General features: G+C 59.9%; 14 protein-coding genes. 3 read left to right on the top strand and 11 right to left on the bottom strand.

Annotated elements, in window-relative coordinates; translation table 11 throughout:
- Nucleotides 1–14: 14 nt before the first annotated feature.
- The 9 genes from efeU to codB all read right to left on the bottom strand — a co-directional run bounded on the left by efeU (nucleotide 15) and on the right by codB (nucleotide 11,151).
- Nucleotides 15–863, bottom strand: a complete 849-nt coding sequence (gene efeU / locus CLV83_RS13440; protein WP_132293225.1) for an iron uptake transporter permease EfeU — start codon at nucleotides 861–863, stop codon at nucleotides 15–17.
- A 299-nt stretch (nucleotides 864–1,162) separates the two neighbouring features.
- Nucleotides 1,163–2,089, bottom strand: coding sequence for an ABC transporter permease (locus CLV83_RS13435; protein WP_132293222.1), 927 nt, complete (start codon nucleotides 2,087–2,089; stop codon nucleotides 1,163–1,165).
- Nucleotides 2,090–2,176: 87 nt separating this feature from the next.
- Entirely contained in the window at nucleotides 2,177–3,268 is a 1,092-nt protein-coding gene (locus tag CLV83_RS13430; RefSeq protein WP_132293219.1) for an ABC transporter permease, read from the bottom strand.
- Complete coding sequence (locus CLV83_RS13425; protein ID WP_132293216.1) at nucleotides 3,261–4,796, bottom strand: ABC transporter ATP-binding protein; 1,536 nt, start codon at nucleotides 4,794–4,796, stop codon at nucleotides 3,261–3,263. The genes CLV83_RS13430 and CLV83_RS13425 overlap by 8 nt, the downstream gene beginning before the upstream one ends.
- A complete protein-coding gene (locus tag CLV83_RS13420) occupies nucleotides 4,793–5,899 on the bottom strand; it encodes a BMP family ABC transporter substrate-binding protein (protein WP_132293213.1) in 1,107 nt (368 codons plus the stop codon). Before CLV83_RS13420 ends, CLV83_RS13425 begins: the two co-directional genes overlap by 4 nt.
- Before the next feature lie 49 nt (nucleotides 5,900–5,948).
- Complete coding sequence (locus tag CLV83_RS13415) at nucleotides 5,949–6,989, bottom strand: isopenicillin N synthase family dioxygenase (protein ID WP_132293210.1); 1,041 nt, start codon at nucleotides 6,987–6,989, stop codon at nucleotides 5,949–5,951.
- Nucleotides 6,990–7,358: 369 nt separating this feature from the next.
- Entirely contained in the window at nucleotides 7,359–8,609 is a 1,251-nt protein-coding gene (codA, locus tag CLV83_RS13410; protein ID WP_132293207.1) for a cytosine deaminase, read from the bottom strand.
- Nucleotides 8,610–8,619: 10 nt separating this feature from the next.
- On the bottom strand, nucleotides 8,620–9,873 hold the full coding sequence (locus tag CLV83_RS13405; RefSeq protein WP_104004441.1) for a PucR family transcriptional regulator: 1,254 nt from the start codon (nucleotides 9,871–9,873) through the stop codon (nucleotides 8,620–8,622).
- 21 nt (nucleotides 9,874–9,894) lie between these two features.
- Nucleotides 9,895–11,151: a cytosine permease gene (gene codB / locus CLV83_RS13400; RefSeq protein WP_132293204.1), complete on the bottom strand. Its 1,257-nt coding sequence runs from the start codon at nucleotides 11,149–11,151 to the stop codon at nucleotides 9,895–9,897.
- A 451-nt stretch (nucleotides 11,152–11,602) separates the two neighbouring features.
- Between codB and dacB the strand changes: the two genes are divergently transcribed.
- Nucleotides 11,603–13,042, top strand: coding sequence for a D-alanyl-D-alanine carboxypeptidase/D-alanyl-D-alanine endopeptidase (dacB, locus tag CLV83_RS13395; RefSeq protein ID WP_132293201.1), 1,440 nt, complete (start codon nucleotides 11,603–11,605; stop codon nucleotides 13,040–13,042).
- Nucleotides 13,043–13,386: 344 nt separating this feature from the next.
- Here the strand turns inward: dacB and CLV83_RS13390 are convergent, their stop codons facing one another.
- A complete protein-coding gene (locus tag CLV83_RS13390; RefSeq protein ID WP_132293198.1) occupies nucleotides 13,387–14,121 on the bottom strand; it encodes an MBL fold metallo-hydrolase in 735 nt (244 codons plus the stop codon).
- A 187-nt stretch (nucleotides 14,122–14,308) separates the two neighbouring features.
- On the opposite strand from CLV83_RS13390, the gene CLV83_RS13385 reads away from it, so the two are divergent.
- Nucleotides 14,309–15,241: a LysR family transcriptional regulator gene (locus CLV83_RS13385; protein ID WP_132293195.1), complete on the top strand. Its 933-nt coding sequence runs from the start codon at nucleotides 14,309–14,311 to the stop codon at nucleotides 15,239–15,241.
- A 10-nt stretch (nucleotides 15,242–15,251) separates the two neighbouring features.
- Here the strand turns inward: CLV83_RS13385 and CLV83_RS13380 are convergent, their stop codons facing one another.
- The gene (locus tag CLV83_RS13380) at nucleotides 15,252–15,851 is read right to left on the bottom strand and encodes an FMN-dependent NADH-azoreductase (RefSeq protein ID WP_132293192.1); all 600 of its coding nucleotides are present in this window, start codon (nucleotides 15,849–15,851) and stop codon (nucleotides 15,252–15,254) included.
- A 200-nt stretch (nucleotides 15,852–16,051) separates the two neighbouring features.
- On the opposite strand from CLV83_RS13380, the gene CLV83_RS13375 reads away from it, so the two are divergent.
- Nucleotides 16,052–16,987 (top strand): DMT family transporter, encoded by a 936-nt coding sequence (locus CLV83_RS13375; protein WP_132293190.1) that lies wholly within the window; start codon nucleotides 16,052–16,054, stop codon nucleotides 16,985–16,987.
- Nucleotides 16,988–17,068: the final 81 nt, after the last annotated feature.

Genomic DNA, 17,068 nt, shown 5'->3' with positions numbered 1-17,068 from the left:
TTAACTAAGTGAACTCAGGAGGAGAGCGGCTTGGCTCCCGCGGGTTGGCTTTGACGGGGTTCACGGAAAAACAGCAGCAGGGCTGGAATCAGGTAGAGCAGGTATGCACCGACCTCGCTGACACTCGGTGTCTCCTGGTAACCGAGCAGGCCTTCCAGCAGGGTGCCGGTCAGCGAGTGGGTGGAGAGCACCTGACTGAGGTTGAAGGCGATACCCTGGAAGTGATTCCAGATCCCCGCTTCATGGAAAGCTCGGATTGCTCCGGCGGCGAGACCCGCCGAGACGAAGATAATGAACAGGCTGCTCCAGCGGAAAAATGCCCGCAGCGGCAGACGGGTGCCACCGAAATAGATGGCAAAACCGAGCACTATCGCGGTGATCAGCCCTGTGACGGCGCCGGCCGGCGCTGCCGCGCCCACGTCCTGTTGAAAGGCGGCAAGCAGGAAAAACACCGACTCCATCCCTTCCCGTGCCACCGCCAGAAACACTATCAGGACTAGCGCAAGGGCCTGACGCCGCTGGCTGCCGCCACTGAGTGCGCGATCTACCGCCTGCTGCATCTGCTCTTTGCTGTTGCCGGCCACCCTGCGCATCCAGAACACCATGTAGCTGAGCATCCCCACGGCAACCAGGGCGACGATGCCCTCAAACAGCTCCTGCTGTTTCTGCGGGAATTCACCGGTGGTTTCGTTGATGCCCCAGCCGATGGCAAAGCAGAGCAGGGCCGCCGCTATGGCGCCACCCCAGATGGCGCCGATCCAGTGGCCGCGCCCGGTGCGGGAAAGATAGCTGGCGATCAGGCTGACGATCAGAGCCGCTTCCAGCCCCTCGCGCAGCATGATCAGAAAAGGAACGAAAAACATCTAGACCTTCTAAACCTCGGCTCGGCTGCCCGTCCTGCGAAACGGTGGGTAATTGTTATGGTAATGAGAATTACTATCAGTTCTCTTATTCTGCCAACTAACGGCGGCTTAGGAAGCCGCCAAACACGCAACAGAGTTTTGGTCGGTCGGTTTGCGCAATGATGTGTTGATAAAGCGGCGTGGGTAACGGGGGGATAAGGGGGTAAAGGCAAGCCACCGGCACGAGCCCTTTCAGGCTGGCCGGTGCGATATAACTGTGAATATTAAGAGTGAGTATTCAGTGTGAATGTCAGCGTTGATTAGTGCCGATCCTGGCGCACGTAGGGCTTACCGAGCGCTGCCGGTTCCACGCCTTTCTTAGAGCCGGACCAGGCGGCGACCAGCAGTACCGCGATGGTGAACAGGTAGGGAAGCATGTTCATCAGGTAGATCGGAGCGGGTACGCCGATCGCCTGCAGACGCGGCAGCAGGGCCTCAATAGCACCAAACAGAAAGGCACCGGCCAGCGCCTTGAGGGGATCCCAGCGGGCGAACACCACCAATGCGAGAGCGATCCAGCCACGCCCGGCGATCATGTTATCCACCCAGACGCTGCTGCTGGCCACCGACAGGTAAGCGCCGGCCAGGCCGCAGAGGGCGCCGCTGGCGGTGATCGCCATCAGCTGCTGCAGTTGCACCTGAACGCCGGCCACATCGGCACTGGCGGGATCTTCACCCACGGCGCGGATCTTCAGGCCTGCGCGGGTGCGCTCCAGCAGAAACCAGAGACCGAAGCCGATCAGGACAGTCAGATAAACCAGAATGTCCTGATTGAACAGCAGGCGGCCGAGCAGCGGGATCTGGTCCAGCAGCGGAATATCCAGCGGCTGCAGTCCTTCGAAGCTTTTATGCACATAGGGTCGCCCAACCACACCGGCGACCCCTAAGCCCACCGCCATGGTGGCCAGGCCCGCCAGTATCTGTTCGCAGCGCATGATCACCACCGCAAAGCCGAAAATCAGCGCCAGTGCGGCGCCGGCTATGACGGCCGCGATTATCCCGATGGCTGGGTTGCCGAGGGTTAGCGTCAGAACTGCGGCGGTCATGGCGCCCAGCGCCATATAGCCCTCGGCACCCATGTTGAGGACGCCGGCGCGCTCGCAGAGCACCAGACCCATGCTGGCCAGTGCCAGGGGGATGGCAAAGGCCGGGGTGCTGCCGAGCCAACTTGTGATGAACTGTTCCATAGACTTTCTATGCTCTTACGCTGCGGGCTTTCTGAGCTCTTACGCTGAAGGCTTTCTATGCTCTTCAACTGAGGGCTCTCTATGCCCTTAAGTTGACGGCTGACTGGACTGCGGAGCGCTTTGGCGAATCAGCGATACGCGGTAGCTGCGGAAGAACTGCACCATCAGCAGGGTCAGCAGCACGATGCCCTGAATCAGCACGACGATTGAATCGGGAATGCCGTAGAAAACCTTCAACGTGCCACCGGCGTTATAAATACCCGCCAGTACGATGGCCGTTGGTAGCACCGCCAGCGGATTGAAGCGGGCGATAAACGCGATAACGATGCCGCTGAAGGTGGTGTTGATCCCGATGGTCTGGGTCAGGCGATGTTCCACTCCGGTCACGATCAGACCACCCGCCAACCCCGCCAGGGCGCCGGAGAGCAGAATCATCAGTGTGATCGTGGCCGTCACCGGAATACCGGTGGCCAGGGCGGTGGTGCGGTTACGGCCGATTACATCCACATAGAAACCGGTACGGCTTTTCTGCACCAGGATCGCCATCAACAGGGTGATGCCGAGCGCTACATAGATGCCGGAGTGCAGGTTGCCAAAACCAAGGCTCGCCAGCTGCTCGCTGTCGTCGAAACGTGGTGATACCGGGAAGCTGTTCACCGGATCTTTCCAGGCGCCAAACAGCAAATGCTGCAGCAGCAGGTAAGCCACGTTAGAGAGCAGCAGGGTTGCCACCAGTTCATTCACGCCGGCGCGGAGTTTCAGAATCAGCGGCACGGCGATCCAGGCGGCGCCGGCTATGGCGGAAGCGAGCAGCATGGTGGGCAGGCGCAGTGATTCGCTGCCGAAGTCACTGAGTGCCACCAGCGTGGCGCCGATGGCACCAAGCCAGAGCTGGCCCTCGATGCCCACGTTCCAGAATCGTAGTCGCATGGCCGAGGTGGCGGCCAGCCCTACCAGAATTAGCGGAACTGCCAGGGTCAGTGTCTGCGCCAGTCCCATTGAGCTGAAAAACACCTGTATCACCAGGTCATCCAGCAGGGTGGCGGCGGGTGCGCCGGCGGCGAGCAGAACTGCCAGGCCAAAGCCGAGGCCCAGAAGCAGGCCCAGAATGTAAGTGGTGGTTGAGCGCAGCGTGCTGACTTGCTGGCGGCGCTCAAGGGTCAATCTAAAACTACTCATGGCCCAGAATAAGCCTCCCGATATCAGCGGCACTGGCGTCGCCGGGCAGCTCGCCCATGATTTTTCCGGCGCTGATGACACAGATGCGGTCAGACAGCGCCATGATCTCTTCCACATCCTCGCTGACCAGCAGGCAGGCGGCGCCTTTGGCGGCGGCCTCGCGCAGGCGCTGATGCACCAAGGCGCTGGCGCGGATATCCAGGCCGCGGGTCGGCGAATGGGCCAGCAGCAGTTTCATGCCGCTGTCGATCTCCCGGGCCAGCAGCACCTTCTGGGCATTGCCGCCGGAGAGCAGCCCCATGCGGCCAGAAGGGCGGGCGCCAGCGATCTCGTGTTGCTCGATACTGGCCTGGGCTTCGCGCTGTATGCGGCGGCGGTTGAGCCAGAGGCGTCCGAAGCGGCCGCTGACCACGGAGGTCAGCGACAGGTTGGCGGCGATACTGAGATCGGACACCAGCGCGCTGGCCATGCGGTCTGCGGGAATAACGCGTAATCCCAGCTTGCGCCGCTGGCGCGGGGAGAGCCCCAGCGCATCGGCGCCATCGATCATCACGCTGCCGGAGCTGGCGGAACGGATACCGCTGAGCAGCTCCGTCAGCTCATGCTGACCGTTGCCGCCAACACCGGCGAGGCCGAGAATCTCACCGGCCCTAACCCTGAGGCTGACATCGGTGAGCGCAGGTGCGCCGTCATCGCGCCGGGCATTCAGATGGCTGATCGCCAGCAGATCCGGGCCGTGCTCCTGTATGTTGCCAGGGGCTTTTTTAGAGTTGATACCGTCCGGGCTGAGGCTCGTCGATGAGGAACCCATCATCAGGCTGGAGATTTTCTCGATTGAGAGATCGCTGGTATCCAGACCCGCTGCCACGGTCTCGCCGCGGCGCATAATAGTCACGCGGTGGCTGAAACCGACCACTTCGCGCAGCTTGTGGGTAATCAGGATGATGCTGCGACCCGATTCCGCCATGCGGCGAATAGCGGCCAGCATGGAGCTGGCTTCGGAGTCGGTGAGTACGGCGGTGGGTTCGTCGAGAATCAGGATGCGGGCGCCCAGCGCCAGAACCTTGCAGATCTCGGCGCGCTGCTTCTCCGCCACTGAGAGCTCGCCCACCTGGCAATCGGGGTTCAGCGTAAAGCCGATCTCCTTTGCTGTGCTGAGCAGAGCCTCACGGGCAGCGGCGCGGCTTTTCAGCTGTGGATGGTCATCGGCAGCCAGCAGCAGGTTTTCCGTTAACGTCAGACGGTCCACCAGACGAAAATGCTGGTGGACCATGCCGATACCCTGGCGCGCGCTGTCGGAAGGCTTGCTGATCTTCAGCGGTTTGCCTTCCAGCTCCAGCTTGCCGGCATCGGCACTGTAGACGCCGATCAGGATATTCATCAGGGTGGATTTGCCCGCCCCGTTCTCGCCAAGGAGGGCGTGCACCTCTCCCCTGGCAAGTTCGAAGGAGACCGAGTTCAGCACCCGGTGAATATCAAAGCTCTTATCGATGGCGCTCAGTGTCAGCAGGGGGGAACCCTGACTCATTGACCGCCCCCGACCGTACCCTGAACCAGGTAATCCATCGCCCAGAGCTGCTCATCGCTGAGAGATTCGCCAACAGGCAGTTTCTCGGTGCCATCCTGAGCCAGAACCGGGCCATCGAACGGCGTCAGTTCACCAGCGATGATGGCGGCACGTTTCTCTGCGATGGTCTGCTTAACCGCTTCAGGAACGCTGTCCGGCAGCGGGGTAATATCTACCACACCTTCGGCCAGGCCCGGGAAGGCGCCGTATTCAGAGGGTTCCCAGGTACCTTCGGCGATCGCCTTGATGGTCGGGACCAGATACTTGTCCCAGTGGAACGCGACCGAGGTCAGGTGGCCCTTGGGCGCATTGGCGCTCATATCCAGCTGGAAGCCGACGCTGTATTTGTCCGCTTTTTCCGCTTCGGTAAACGGCGCAGCGGAGGAGAGGTTGTTGGCAATGACATCGGCGCCCTGCTCAAGCAGTGATTTCGCGGCCTGGCCCTCTTTCACCGGATCCCACCAGGAGTTGGTGTAGAGCACGGAGACGGAGGCATCCGGATTGCTGACCTGAGCGCCGCGGGCAAAACTATTGATATCCCAGTTAACAACGCTCACCGGGAAGCCGGCCAGCATGCCCAGTTTATCGCCTTCGGCCACTCCGCCTGCAGCGATGCCAGCCAGGTACCAGGCCTCGTAGGTGCGGGCGTAGAAGCTTTCCAGGTTGTCGGCGTTGGTGGTGCCGGAAGCGTTCACGAACGCCACGTTCGGATATTTTTCAGCCGCCTGGGCGATGCCGTCGGAGTAGCCGTAGGTTGTGCCGACGATGATGTTAAAGCCGCGCTGTACATAGAGATCGATGGCGTTTTTCAGTGCGCTGGCATCTTCGGGAATACTCTCGGCCACGGCGATCGGGTAACCCAGTTCATCGGCGACGATCTGGCGGGCGTTGTCGATCGCTTCATTCCAGCCGCCATCGCGGGCAGTGGCGCCGTAGATAAAGGCGATCTTCGGTTCGCCTTCCAGCTGGAAGGGTTTCGCCTGAGCAACGTTGGCCATTAAAACGCTGGAGGCGGTCAGGGAGACGGCCAGGGACAATGTGGAAAGTGTGATCGGGTTACGCATCGGTTGAGTTCTCCGGGTCAAGGTAACGGGCTCGGCGGGAAGAGGTCCTTCAGGACTTCTCCTCCGCAGCGCGATGGGCGTAGGTCTCGTTAAAGCGCGATTGGATGTAATCGCTGGTTTTGATCGGCTCGAACTGCGGCGGCCAGTCTTCGTTCTGGCAGGAGGGCAGAACCTCGATCAGGGCGTCCGAGTTGGTGCCGTAGAAAAACGGAATAGAGAAGCGTTCCTTGCCGGATTTGTTGATGGCGCGGTGCAGCGTCGAGGCGAAGTAGCCGTTGGTCCAGCGGGCCATCAGATCCCCCACGTTGACGATAAACGCGCCGGGGATAGGCGGAGCCTGAATCCACTCGCCGGCGCAGTTCAGCACCTGCAGTGAAGGTGTTTCATCGGTGCAGAGTACGGTGAAGCATTCGTAATCTGAGTGCGGGCCGATGCCGATCTGGCGCTCGTCGATAGGGCCATCCTGGCTCGGGTAGGAGAGCACGCGCATCTGAGCCATTGGCTTGGTGCTCAGGGGTACGAAGAAATCTTCCTCCAGCTCCAGTGCCAGGGCAAAGGCGGCGAAGATCTTCTGGCCGAAGTCCAGTACCTCGCTCTGGTAGGCGAGCAGTGCTTCCTTGAAGCCGGGCAGGTTTTCCGGCCACTGGTTCGGACCGTAACCGAACTTGCCGGCGATCACGTCGGGATCGTTTTCAGGAAGATCCAGGGCGATATCGAAACCTTCGTGCACATCGCCGAGGCCCTCAACGTTGGTGTTCTCCTCAAGAAGGCCAGTGTAGCCGCGCAGGTTCGGTGACTTGGAGATGTCGACCTTCACTTTTTCTTCCAGCGGCAGATCGAAAAACTGGTGTGCGGCCTTGAAGGTGTTATCGATCACCTGCTGCGGCACGCCGTGGCCCTTGGCGTAGAAAAAACCTACCTCTGTGCAGGCCTTGCGCACTTCTGCGCCCACGGCACGGCGGGCGTCGGCATCATCGGAATACATGGCGGAAAAGTCGATAACCGGAATGGAAGAGAAGGGGACAGTCAGGCTGTCCAGGTCGTTGCTGTTGACGGCACGGGGGCCGTTGCCGGTGATCACTGTGGCCATGGTTCTTTCCTGGGTTTAGTCCTGGGTTCGTGCTGTTCTGCTGGCTGACTGTGCACTTTGTTCGCTATATATGCGGTCAGCGGCGTTGCTGTTGAAGCTCTTAGAGCAAGGTGCATACCAACTGAATGGGGCGGTGGCGGGAAAAGTAGGATGGTTTGGATTGAACAGTCTTTGTTATGGAATTCTGTGCAGGTTGCACAGTTTTTTTGTTTTTTCTCAGCAGAACGGGGAGCGGCTGATTAAGGATTATTCAGGGCTGAAAAGGGGACGGGTGTTGATAAATATGGGATTGCACTGAGATGGTGCATGGTAAGGTCGGGAGCAGGCCGGCGTTGTGCACTCCGGCCCGCTTATGTAGTTGGGAATTAATCAGTCCTGAATATAGCGAGCGCTGGTCACTCGAGCAGGTTCGCGCTGCATGATGACTTCGCCCAGGCGCACCGACAGCAGCACGTCGCCCTGTTTGCGCAGCACGCTGTAGTCGTCTTCACCGTCGAGCAGGATAAAGTTGCCCGGCTTGCCGGTTTCGATGCCGTAGCGATCCTGGATATTCAGGGTACGGGCGCTGTTGTCGGTGATCAGGTCCAGCGCGCTCTCGAAGTCGCGATAACCCATCATCTGGCAGATATGCAGGCCGAAATCCAGGCTGCGCAGCAGCTTGCCGTTGCCCAGGGAATACCAGGGATCGAAGATCGAATCCTCGGCGAAGCAGACGTTGATGCCGGCTTCGCGCAGCTCTTTCACCCGGGTCAGGCCGCGGCGTTTCGGATAGGTGTCGAAACGGCCCTGCAGGTGGATGCTCTCGGTGGGGCAGGAGATAAAGTTGATGCCGGAGTTCTTCAGCAGCCGGAATAGCTTGGAGCAGTAAGCGTTGTCGTAGGAGTGCATCGCCGTGGTGTGGCTGGCGGTGACGCGCGAACCCAGCTCGTTGAACAGCGCCTCGCAGGCCAGCACCTCAAGGAAGCGGGAGTTGGGATCGTCGATCTCATCACAGTGCACATCGACCAGGCGATCATACTTCTTCGCCAGCTCGATCACAGTTTTCATCGATTCCACACCCAGATCGCGGGTGTATTCAAAGTGCGGAATACCACCTACCACATCGGCGCCGAACTCCAGCGCCTCCTCCATCAACTGCAGTCCGTTGGGGAAGGAGAGCAGCCCGTCCTGGGGGAAGGCCACCACCTGCAGGTCGATCTTGTCCTTCAGCTCGTCACGCAGGGTGCAGAGTGTTTTCAAACCGACGAGGCTCGGGTCGGAGATATCCGCGTGGGTGCGGATATGCTGCACGCCGTTCTGCACCAGCAGCTCGATGGTCTCCAGCACGCGGCGGCGGATATCGGCCTCGTTCAGCATCGGCTTGCGCTCGCTCCAGCGCTCGATCCCCTCGAACAGGGTGCCGCTCTGATTCCAGTTGGGCTCGCCGGCGGTCAGCGCCGCATCCAGGTGGATATGCGGCTCGACAAACGGTGCGCAGAGCAGCATGCCGCCGGCGTCGATGGCGCCTTCCGGGCATTCGATGCTGCTGCTCTGCTCGCTGATCTGGCTGAACAGCCCAGCGGTGATCTCCAGGGTGTGGAGCTGGGGCTTCTGTCGCAGACGGGCGTTAACGATTTTCATGGGAACCTCTTCAGTGATCTCCCAGCGTGGGGAGCTGGCTGTCGATATTGTGGTGCTGAAACAGGATCTGCTCGATCAGCAGGGCGTTCTGCAGGTTGAGCCGCACGAAGGCATCGCCCAGGCGGTGGCCGATCAACTGCTCTATCCGTTTCAGTCGGTGTCTGAGGGTGTTGCGGTGAATACCCAGGCTCTCGGCGGTCTGCTGCTGGTTGCCGAACAGATTCAGGTACTGGGTCAGGGTCTCTTTCAGCATCAGCGACTGGTCGTCGCGGGCGAAGCAGAGACTGCCGAGCTGCTGCTGGCAAAACTGGGCCAGCAGGTTGCGCTGGGGGATCGCTGCGAACAGCCGGGCGATGCCCAGCTGATCGTAGAAAAACAGCCGCTGGCCACCGTGCTGCACGGCGAACTGCACCGCCTGGCGCGACTGTTCCACGGCAGATGACAGTTGGCTCAGGCCCGGCTGCAGATCGCTGGCGCCGGCGTACAAGTGCAGCTCCGGCATCCGGTTCTGCAACTGATTCAGCGCGGAGTCTATCTCGTCGGCGAGAGCACTGGCGTGGTCCTTCTCGGCGGGCCAGATGGCGATCAGATCCTGCTCCAGAACGAGGATCGGCCAGTCGATGCCGCGTCGTTTGAGCAGCTCGCCGAACTGCTGCTCCAGCTGGTTACGCTGATGGATCAACTGCCAGTGCTGATCCTTGTCTTCACTGAGCAGGCGCTGGTGAAAGCCGGAAATGCGCACGGAAACCACCGCGTAGGGGCGGTCATCGTTAAGGCCCAACTCTGCGGCGCGCAGGTGGATAAGCTCCGGCGCATCGGCAAAGCCGTTGATCAGCCGGGTCAGGAACAGCTTGGTGGACTGGCCGATCAGGTTGTCCTGCACGATAGCGTTGGAGATCACCTCGGTGACCAGCACCATCTTCAGCGAGTAGGGCTGTTCCAGAATCGGGAAATTCAAAGAGTTGGCGAGCTCCAGCACGCCAGCGGGAATCTCGCGGATAAATTCGGGGCCGGTGAGGATCACCAGTCCCGCGACCTGATGCTCGACTGCCTCATGCACCAATTGCTTCAGGTTGGCTTCCGAGCGCGGCAGGTTGATACCGGTGACGAACACCAGCTCGCCGCCCCGAACCCAGGGAGCGATGCAGTCGTTCTCGGCCACATAGGGCCAGCGGACAGGTCGGTTGCCGCCCTGCAGACCGGCCCGGAAGCGAATCTCTTCCAGGCCGGGCAGGCGCGGTATATCGGCGCAGCTTATTCCCATATCAATGCCATATCAGCGATATCAACCTTCCGCCGGGTCCAGCGCAGGGCTGGCGAATGGCATTTTGACTAGCACGCTGTAGCAGAGCGCGGCAACGACTACGCCCACCAGCGGCGGCAGCACCGGCGAGAAGTAAGCCGCGGCGGAACCCACTACGTAGCTACCCAGACCAATCCAGTTAAACGCCGGCAGACTCACATCGGCGAGTTTCGGATACTTGCCCTTATGGTTCACCCAGAAGTCCGCCATGATCACGCCGCCGATGGGCGGAATGAAGGTACCGAGTAATACCAGGAAGGGAATCAGCAGGTTGTACATGCCACCGACAGCCAGCACGGTGCCAATAGCGGCGCCGGCCACGGTAACCACCTTGCGCTTGTCGGTACGCAGCAGGTTACAGCCAGCGACAGCGAAGTTGTAGATGGTGTTGTCCTGGGTGGTCCAGATGTTGAGGAACAGCATCAGCACAGCGAGAACCACAAAGCCCTGAGCCAGCATCACATCGACGATATCCGCCTGGTGGTAGATCATTGCGCCCAGTGCACCGGTCAGCACCATCAGGCCGTTGCCGACGAAGAATGCAGCCAGAGTAGCGATCACGGCGATCTTGGGCGTTTTCGCAAAGCGGCTCCAGTTGGTGGCCTGGGTGCCGCCGCTGATAAAGGTACCGATCACCACGGTGATGGCGGCGGCAAAACTCATGCTTTCAGCCGGGCTCTTGCCGAGCAGGCCGGAGACGCCGCCCACATCGACCATGCCGGTGTAGAGGCTGATCAGGATAAACAGCATCATCGCCGGCACGGCAAAGCGCGACAGCAGATCCAGACCTTTAAAGCCGATCATGGCGGTGATGCAAAACGCCATGCCGAACAGAATCATCAGCGGAATTTCGAGGGATTCTGGCATGCCGGTGGTTTTTACCAGTACCACGGCGATGGTCGCTGTACCCCAGGCGTACCAGCCGATCTGGGTGAAACCGAGGACGAAGTCGGACAGCTTGCTACCGATCTCGCCGAAGCAGAAGCGCCCCATCAGCACCGAATTCAGCCCGCTTTTGCAGGCGATATAGGCCAGACCCGCCGCATAGGCGCCCAGCAGTAGGTTGCCGATCAGGATCACCAGCATCAGCTCGCCGAAGTCGAAGGCGGTGCCGAGTGATCCACCCGCCCACATGGTGGCGGTGAAAAAGGTAAAGCCGAGCAGTACAACAGAGGTGGAGAGCAGCCCTTTGCGTTCGCTGTTGGGCACTTCGCTCAATGGGTAATCTGAGTTTTCCATAGCGTGCTCCGCATGAATGATTAGAGTTGTCCTTTTCTACACCACGCACGAAGCAAGGCTCGTTCCATTATTTGGAGCGGTGGCAAAGGTTGCGCGCGATTGTCGATTTCGGCAAGGGTGACGTCAATAATCTGTGCACTATGCACAGTATCTTGAGGGGTGTGGAGAGACGTTCTGTTGTAACAAAGAGTTCTTGCCCCGCGCTGGTTCATGAAATGTATCATCAGGGAGCGTGTCTCCTGTTTTGACCGGACCTGTTGTGGCCGGACGGTTTTGGGAGGAACTTGGCGTAGCTTGCGGAGATCAGAGTGTCGCGAGTCTATGCTTAAGGCTGCAGCCGGTGGATGCATGTTGCTGTTGCGGTCCGGTGTTATTTCTCGCTGCTGTTCATTAATCGGGAAGTCATTCATCAGAAAGCCATTCATCGAGAAACAATTAATCAGGAAGAATAATGTTGCTGCGCGTTCTCTGTTTTTCACTGCTGTTCTTTACCGCTGTCGCTCCGTTGCGAGCGGCCACTAACCCTGAACTGGACGCGGCCCTGGCGCAATCGCCCAAGGGAACTCAGGTCGCGTTACTGGTGCAGCCGCTTGATGGTGGCGTACTGCAGGCGGAATACAACACCAACCTGCTGTTACCGCCGGCGAGCACCCAGAAGCTGCTTACCGCCCTGGCTTCTGAGCTGCAGCTCGGTGCTGACTATCGCTTCAAGACAACGCTGCTGGGCCAGGGCCGGGCGCAGAACGGCAACTGGCGTGGCGATCTTAAGCTGCAGTTGAGCGGCGCGCCGGACCTGAGTCGGGCGCAGTTGGGCGAGCTGCTGGATCAGCTGAAAGCCAGGGGAATTACGCGGGTCGATGGCGATCTGCTGCTCGATGGCCGTGTATTCAGCGGCTACGAGCGGGCACGGGGCTGGCCCTGGGATAACCTGGGTGTTTGCTACAGCGCACCGGCTTCTGCCTTCACCATCGAACACAACTGTGTCGCGGCGAGCCTGGATACCAAGGTTAACGGTAATAAGGCGCGTCTGTTTGTGCCTGCACATCAGCCGGTGGCGGCCGCTGCTGATGTAGAGATGGTCAGTGCCAGCGAAAAGAAAGAGAGCCTTTGCGATCTGAGGATGGAACGCGGCCCTGGCAACCGCTATCAGCTGAGCGGCTGTGTCACCAAAGCGCAGCGACGTTGGCCGCTTAACTTTGCGGTCAATGATACGGCCGCTTACCTGGGCGATATCCTGCAGCAGGAGCTGCATCAGCGCGGTATTGTGCTGACCGGCAAAACACGCCGTCTGGAGCAATCCACCAGCGGCGAGCAGTGGCAGACGCTGGCGCAGGTCAGCTCTGCGCCGCTGGCAAGCCTGCTGGAGCAGGTGTTGCAGCACTCCGATAACCTCTATGCCGACAACCTGCTGAAAACCCTTGGCGCGCAGCGCAGTGGCATAGGCTCATTCGAGGTGGGTGCCCGCGAGGTTATCCAGGTCCTGCGCGAGCAGGCGGGGCTGGATTTGGGGGTAACGACCCTGAAAGATGGTTCGGGTCTGTCGCGGGATAATCAGCTCAGTGCTCAACAGCTGGCCGCGGTGCTGAGCTTTCTGAACCGTAATCCGCAGATGGCGGCCTACCAGGCGCTGCCGGTGGCGGGACAGAGCGGCACTCTGAAATATCGTCGCAGCCTGCGCGAAGCGCCGCTAAGCGGAACCATCCGGGCCAAAAGCGGCACCGTGAACGGCTCCTCCAACCTGGCCGGCTTTCTCCAGGCGGCATCGGGAAAACGCTATCTGTTTGTGCTGATGGTATCGGGCATCGCCCGTGGGGATGATCCGGCAGAGATGCGCAGGGCCCGGGCCGAATTTGAGCGCAACCTGCTGCTTACTATCCATAATCGGGGTTGATCGGTCCCGGCATTGTTGATGCTCCTAAACCTCCAGCGGAGGAGGTGGTGATCATCTAATTGGGGATAGGCGTTTCTTGCGCTTTGGTTGAGATAGAAGTTCGATGTCTCATCGCTGCCTGAGCGCAGCGATCTACCCCCCCTTTGGCGCAGCCGACCAAGGTTTAGGGGCGGTTTGGGATTGATAAGGTGCCTGTCCGCACAAGTACCTTATCTCGCCAGCAGGCGAAACCTGCTTAAAAACGTATGCTGATCTGGATGATCTCTGCATGCGGTGTCGTCAGGCTTTCCTGCAGGGAGTGGGATGTGATACCACCTGCTCTGCAGATAACCTGATCCGCGTTCTCAGCGATCGTAGGTGGCCAGAAACTCGCGGATAATCCGTTGGTAAGCATCGCGGCCAAAGCTATCGAAATGCCCGCCATGGACCTGATTCACCGGCAGTTCCAGCAGGCGGCGCATGCTGTCGATATAGTCATCGATATCGGAGTGATGGTTATCTGCCAGCAGTTCTCCATCGTAAATAGCATCGCCGCTGAAAAGCACGCCGTTGCGCTCATCCCAGAGAGCGATGGTACCCGGGGAGTGGCCGGGAAGGTGCAGAACTTCAAAGCTACGGTCACCGGTATCCAGGCGGGTTCCCGCCTCCAGGGGCTTCACCCTGTCCGCGTCGGTGGCTTCAATTTTGTAACGCTGGGCGTCAAAACCGCCCGGCGGCAGCTGGTCAAACATCTCCGCGGTGGCATAGCGGTCAGCCAGGGTTTCGTGGGGATCAGGAGCCAGTAGCACCGGCAGCTCCGCGGGATGTGCCAGACAGTGGTCAAACTCGTGATGGCAGCCGATATGGTCGAAGTGGGCATGGGAAGCTACCGCCGTGACAGGTCGTTCGGCGAGGCTTGCGACGCTACCACGCAGGCTGTAGAGGCCGCTGCCGGAGTCGATCAACAGGTCGCGTTCGCGCCCCTTGATATGCCAGATATTGCAGCGAAAAAACGGATTGATCGCCGGTTCGTAGATCCAGGTGATATCGTTTTCGATCCGTTTCGTTTCATACCAAGCGGTATCTGTGGGTAGCTTCATTTAAACTGGTCTCCTTGCAGTCTAAGCCGTTATCGCGATGATCAGGCTTAACATTTCAGGCTTCAGTGTGTGGCTTGGGGTTGGTTCGAGCAACCGGGGGCCCGCGCCAGTCTGAGGGTAGGGTGCTAGCGAGAGACAATTATCAACTATCGACGCCAACCATCAACGCCAGGCTGAGTGAGTGGTCATGCTGAACAATAACCTGCTGCGTAAACTGGACGTTCAGGACATCGCCATTTTCCTGTTGCTGTTCAAGACGCACAACGCCCGTAAAACGGCCGATGAACTTAGTGTCAGTCCGCCCACGGTGAGCTATTCGTTGAAGCGGCTGCGGGAAAGTCTTAATGATGAACTGTTCGTGCGCGAAAGCAGCGGCCTGCTGCCCACGGCGCGCGCGGTATATATCGAACCCTATCTGCGCAACGCGCTGGAGGCGATCAACCGCTCGGCGGAGGGACTGGGGGAGCAGGATGACCGGGAACTACCACTGGAGCTCTGCGTGCCTGAGGCGTTCGAGCTGCTGCTGTTACCCAGGTTGATGAAGGCGGCGCTGGAATGCTCGCCACGCCGGATTCTGCATGTGCAGAAACTGCGCGAAAAGTTACCCACAGAAGAGCTGTTGGCGGGTAAGGTGGATCTGCTCTGTGTGCCGGGGCCAGGCGCCTATTTTCAGCTGCATCCCCAGCTCCAGCGTCAGCCGCTGTTTGAAGATCGCTTTGTCTGTATGGCGCGGGGTAACCGGCCCCGACAGATCGATATGGATGAGTATTGCGATGCGCTGCATGTTTATCCGTCGCCCTGGCAATCGCCGCGCAATATGGTGGATATGTGGCTGGAGCAGCTGGGCCGTAGCCGCAGCGTTGTGGCCTGGGCCAGCAACTACCAGGCTTGCCTGAATATGCTAGAGCAGCTGCCCTGCATGATGATGCTGCCAGAGAGTCTGGTACCAACGCTGCGGATTCCGCCTGGCGTGCAGATTAACCAGCCACCCCTGGGTTGCCCCAATTTCACCTTCGATATGGTCTGGGCGCCCTCCAATGACAGCCCGCGCAGCCGCTGGCTAAGGCACCAGTTGCTCAGTATCTGTGAGTCGGGACTGCCGCCGACATCTCAGGCCTGATCGACTGTACTCAGCAGGCCAGTGCCGCCAGTTGCTGCCAGGCCTTGGCGAGACCGCTGTCTGCGCTTTCCGGTGACAGATCCAGGCCCTCTGCGATGATCCGGTGAACACGGGTGATACCGACCAGATTCAGCAATTGCTCCACCGCCGGTATCTGGTGATCATCCTCAGGTGCCAGGATACCGCCGCGGGTGGATACCAGGTACACATCCTTGTCGCGCAGCAAGCCACGGGGGCCATCTGCAGTGAACTCAAAGCTGATCCCGGCCCGCGCCAGAAGATCGAAATACGCTTTTAGCTGTGACGGAATGCCAGCGTTATAGAGTGGCAGGGCGATGACCACGACACTGGCCTTATCGAACTCGCGGATCAATTGGTCGGAAAGGGCGCGGTATTCCCGCTGTTCGTTATTCAACTGATATTGGTCGAGACGCAATGCATCCCACTGCTGTGGGCCCAGATGCGGAAGCGGATTGCTGACCAGGTCTCGGGTCAAGCTGCTCCAGCTGGGGCGGTTGCCGATAAAGCGCTCGATAAAGCGCTGGCACAGCAGGGATGAGCGGCTGCGTTCTGCGTTGGCGCTGGTGGCCAGATAAAGAAGTTCAGACATCAGGTTTTCCTCGTTGGATCGTTAATGAGCTTTCAGGCTAAGCGGCCGCCCAACCAGCGGAGTCAGAAAATCCGAACGCCTCTTTTAATCTTTAAACCTTGCCGGGAGCGGCGCAGCGCATCCTGTCCATCAGCAAGCTCTGTAGTTCTCAGACGAGGCCTGCGCGAGTTCGAAACAATTGGTAGAACAGGAAGTTAACGATGGACAGATTGATGAAAACCACCTTCGGGGCGCACCTGATGATGCTGCTCTGGGCGCTGCTGGTGGGCGGTTCATTCCCGCTTGCCGCGACCTTTGACCGCGAGCTGTCGCCACTTTGGCTGACGGTGCTGCGTTTCTTTATGTCCGCGGCGCTGATGCTGCCCTGGGTGATCCGGCAGCAGGGCTGGTTGCCCAATACCGCCAAGGCCTGGGGCGGTTACACACTGCTGGGCGTATTCCTGGCGGCGTTTTTCGGTACCCAGTTTGCAGCGCTGAATCTGACCTCGGCGCTGTCGGTGGCGGCCCTGTTTGTGTCCCTGCCCGCCATCGCCTGGCTGCTGGCGCGTCTAGCCGGTATCGAGCGCTCGGGTGTTGGCCGACTACTGGTGCTGCTGGTGGGCGCTGCGGGGGCGTTGGGACTGAACCTGCAGGGTCGTGCCGGCTCCTTCAACGGTTTCGGGCTGGGGGAATGGCTGTTTCTCGCCGGTTGCGCCTGCTCTGCGGCGTATTCGGTTTCTTCCCGGGTGTTGGTGCTGCGTGACTGGCTGCCGGCCAATCCCTTGCTGGCTACCTTCTGGAGCCTGTTAATCGGCACTCTGCTGATGATGGCGCTGGCGCAGTTTGAAGGCGGTGACAGCGACCGCTTCTGGCAGCTGCTCGGCTTGCGTGACATCGCCGTGCTGGGACTACTTGCCCTGTTCGCCAGCTTTATGACCTTCTGGATACTGCAGAGCGCCATGCAGGTGCTGATGCCGAGTAGCGTCGCGGCCTACAGCTACCTGACGCCGCTGGTATCCTTGGCGCTGGCGCTCTATGCGGGGAGTGCGGATTTAAACCTGCTGACCTGGATAAGTCTCGGGTTGCTGCTGGTAACCGTGTTCTGGCTGATTGGATCGGAGCGGGGGAGTGTGAACCCTGCACTGGCAGGACGATAAACAGTGGTGCCTCCCGCGGGAGGCACCACTCAGTTTTATCAACGTGTTCGCAGCGGATTCTTGGCCAGGCAACTGGCTCGC

Origin of the sequence: Marinobacterium mangrovicola, assembly GCF_004339595.1 — a bacterium.
GTDB lineage: Bacteria > Pseudomonadota > Gammaproteobacteria > Pseudomonadales > Balneatricaceae > Marinobacterium_D > Marinobacterium_D mangrovicola.
The sequence above is the reverse complement of the archived record's forward strand: the minus strand, read 5'-3'. Positions and strand labels throughout refer to the sequence as shown.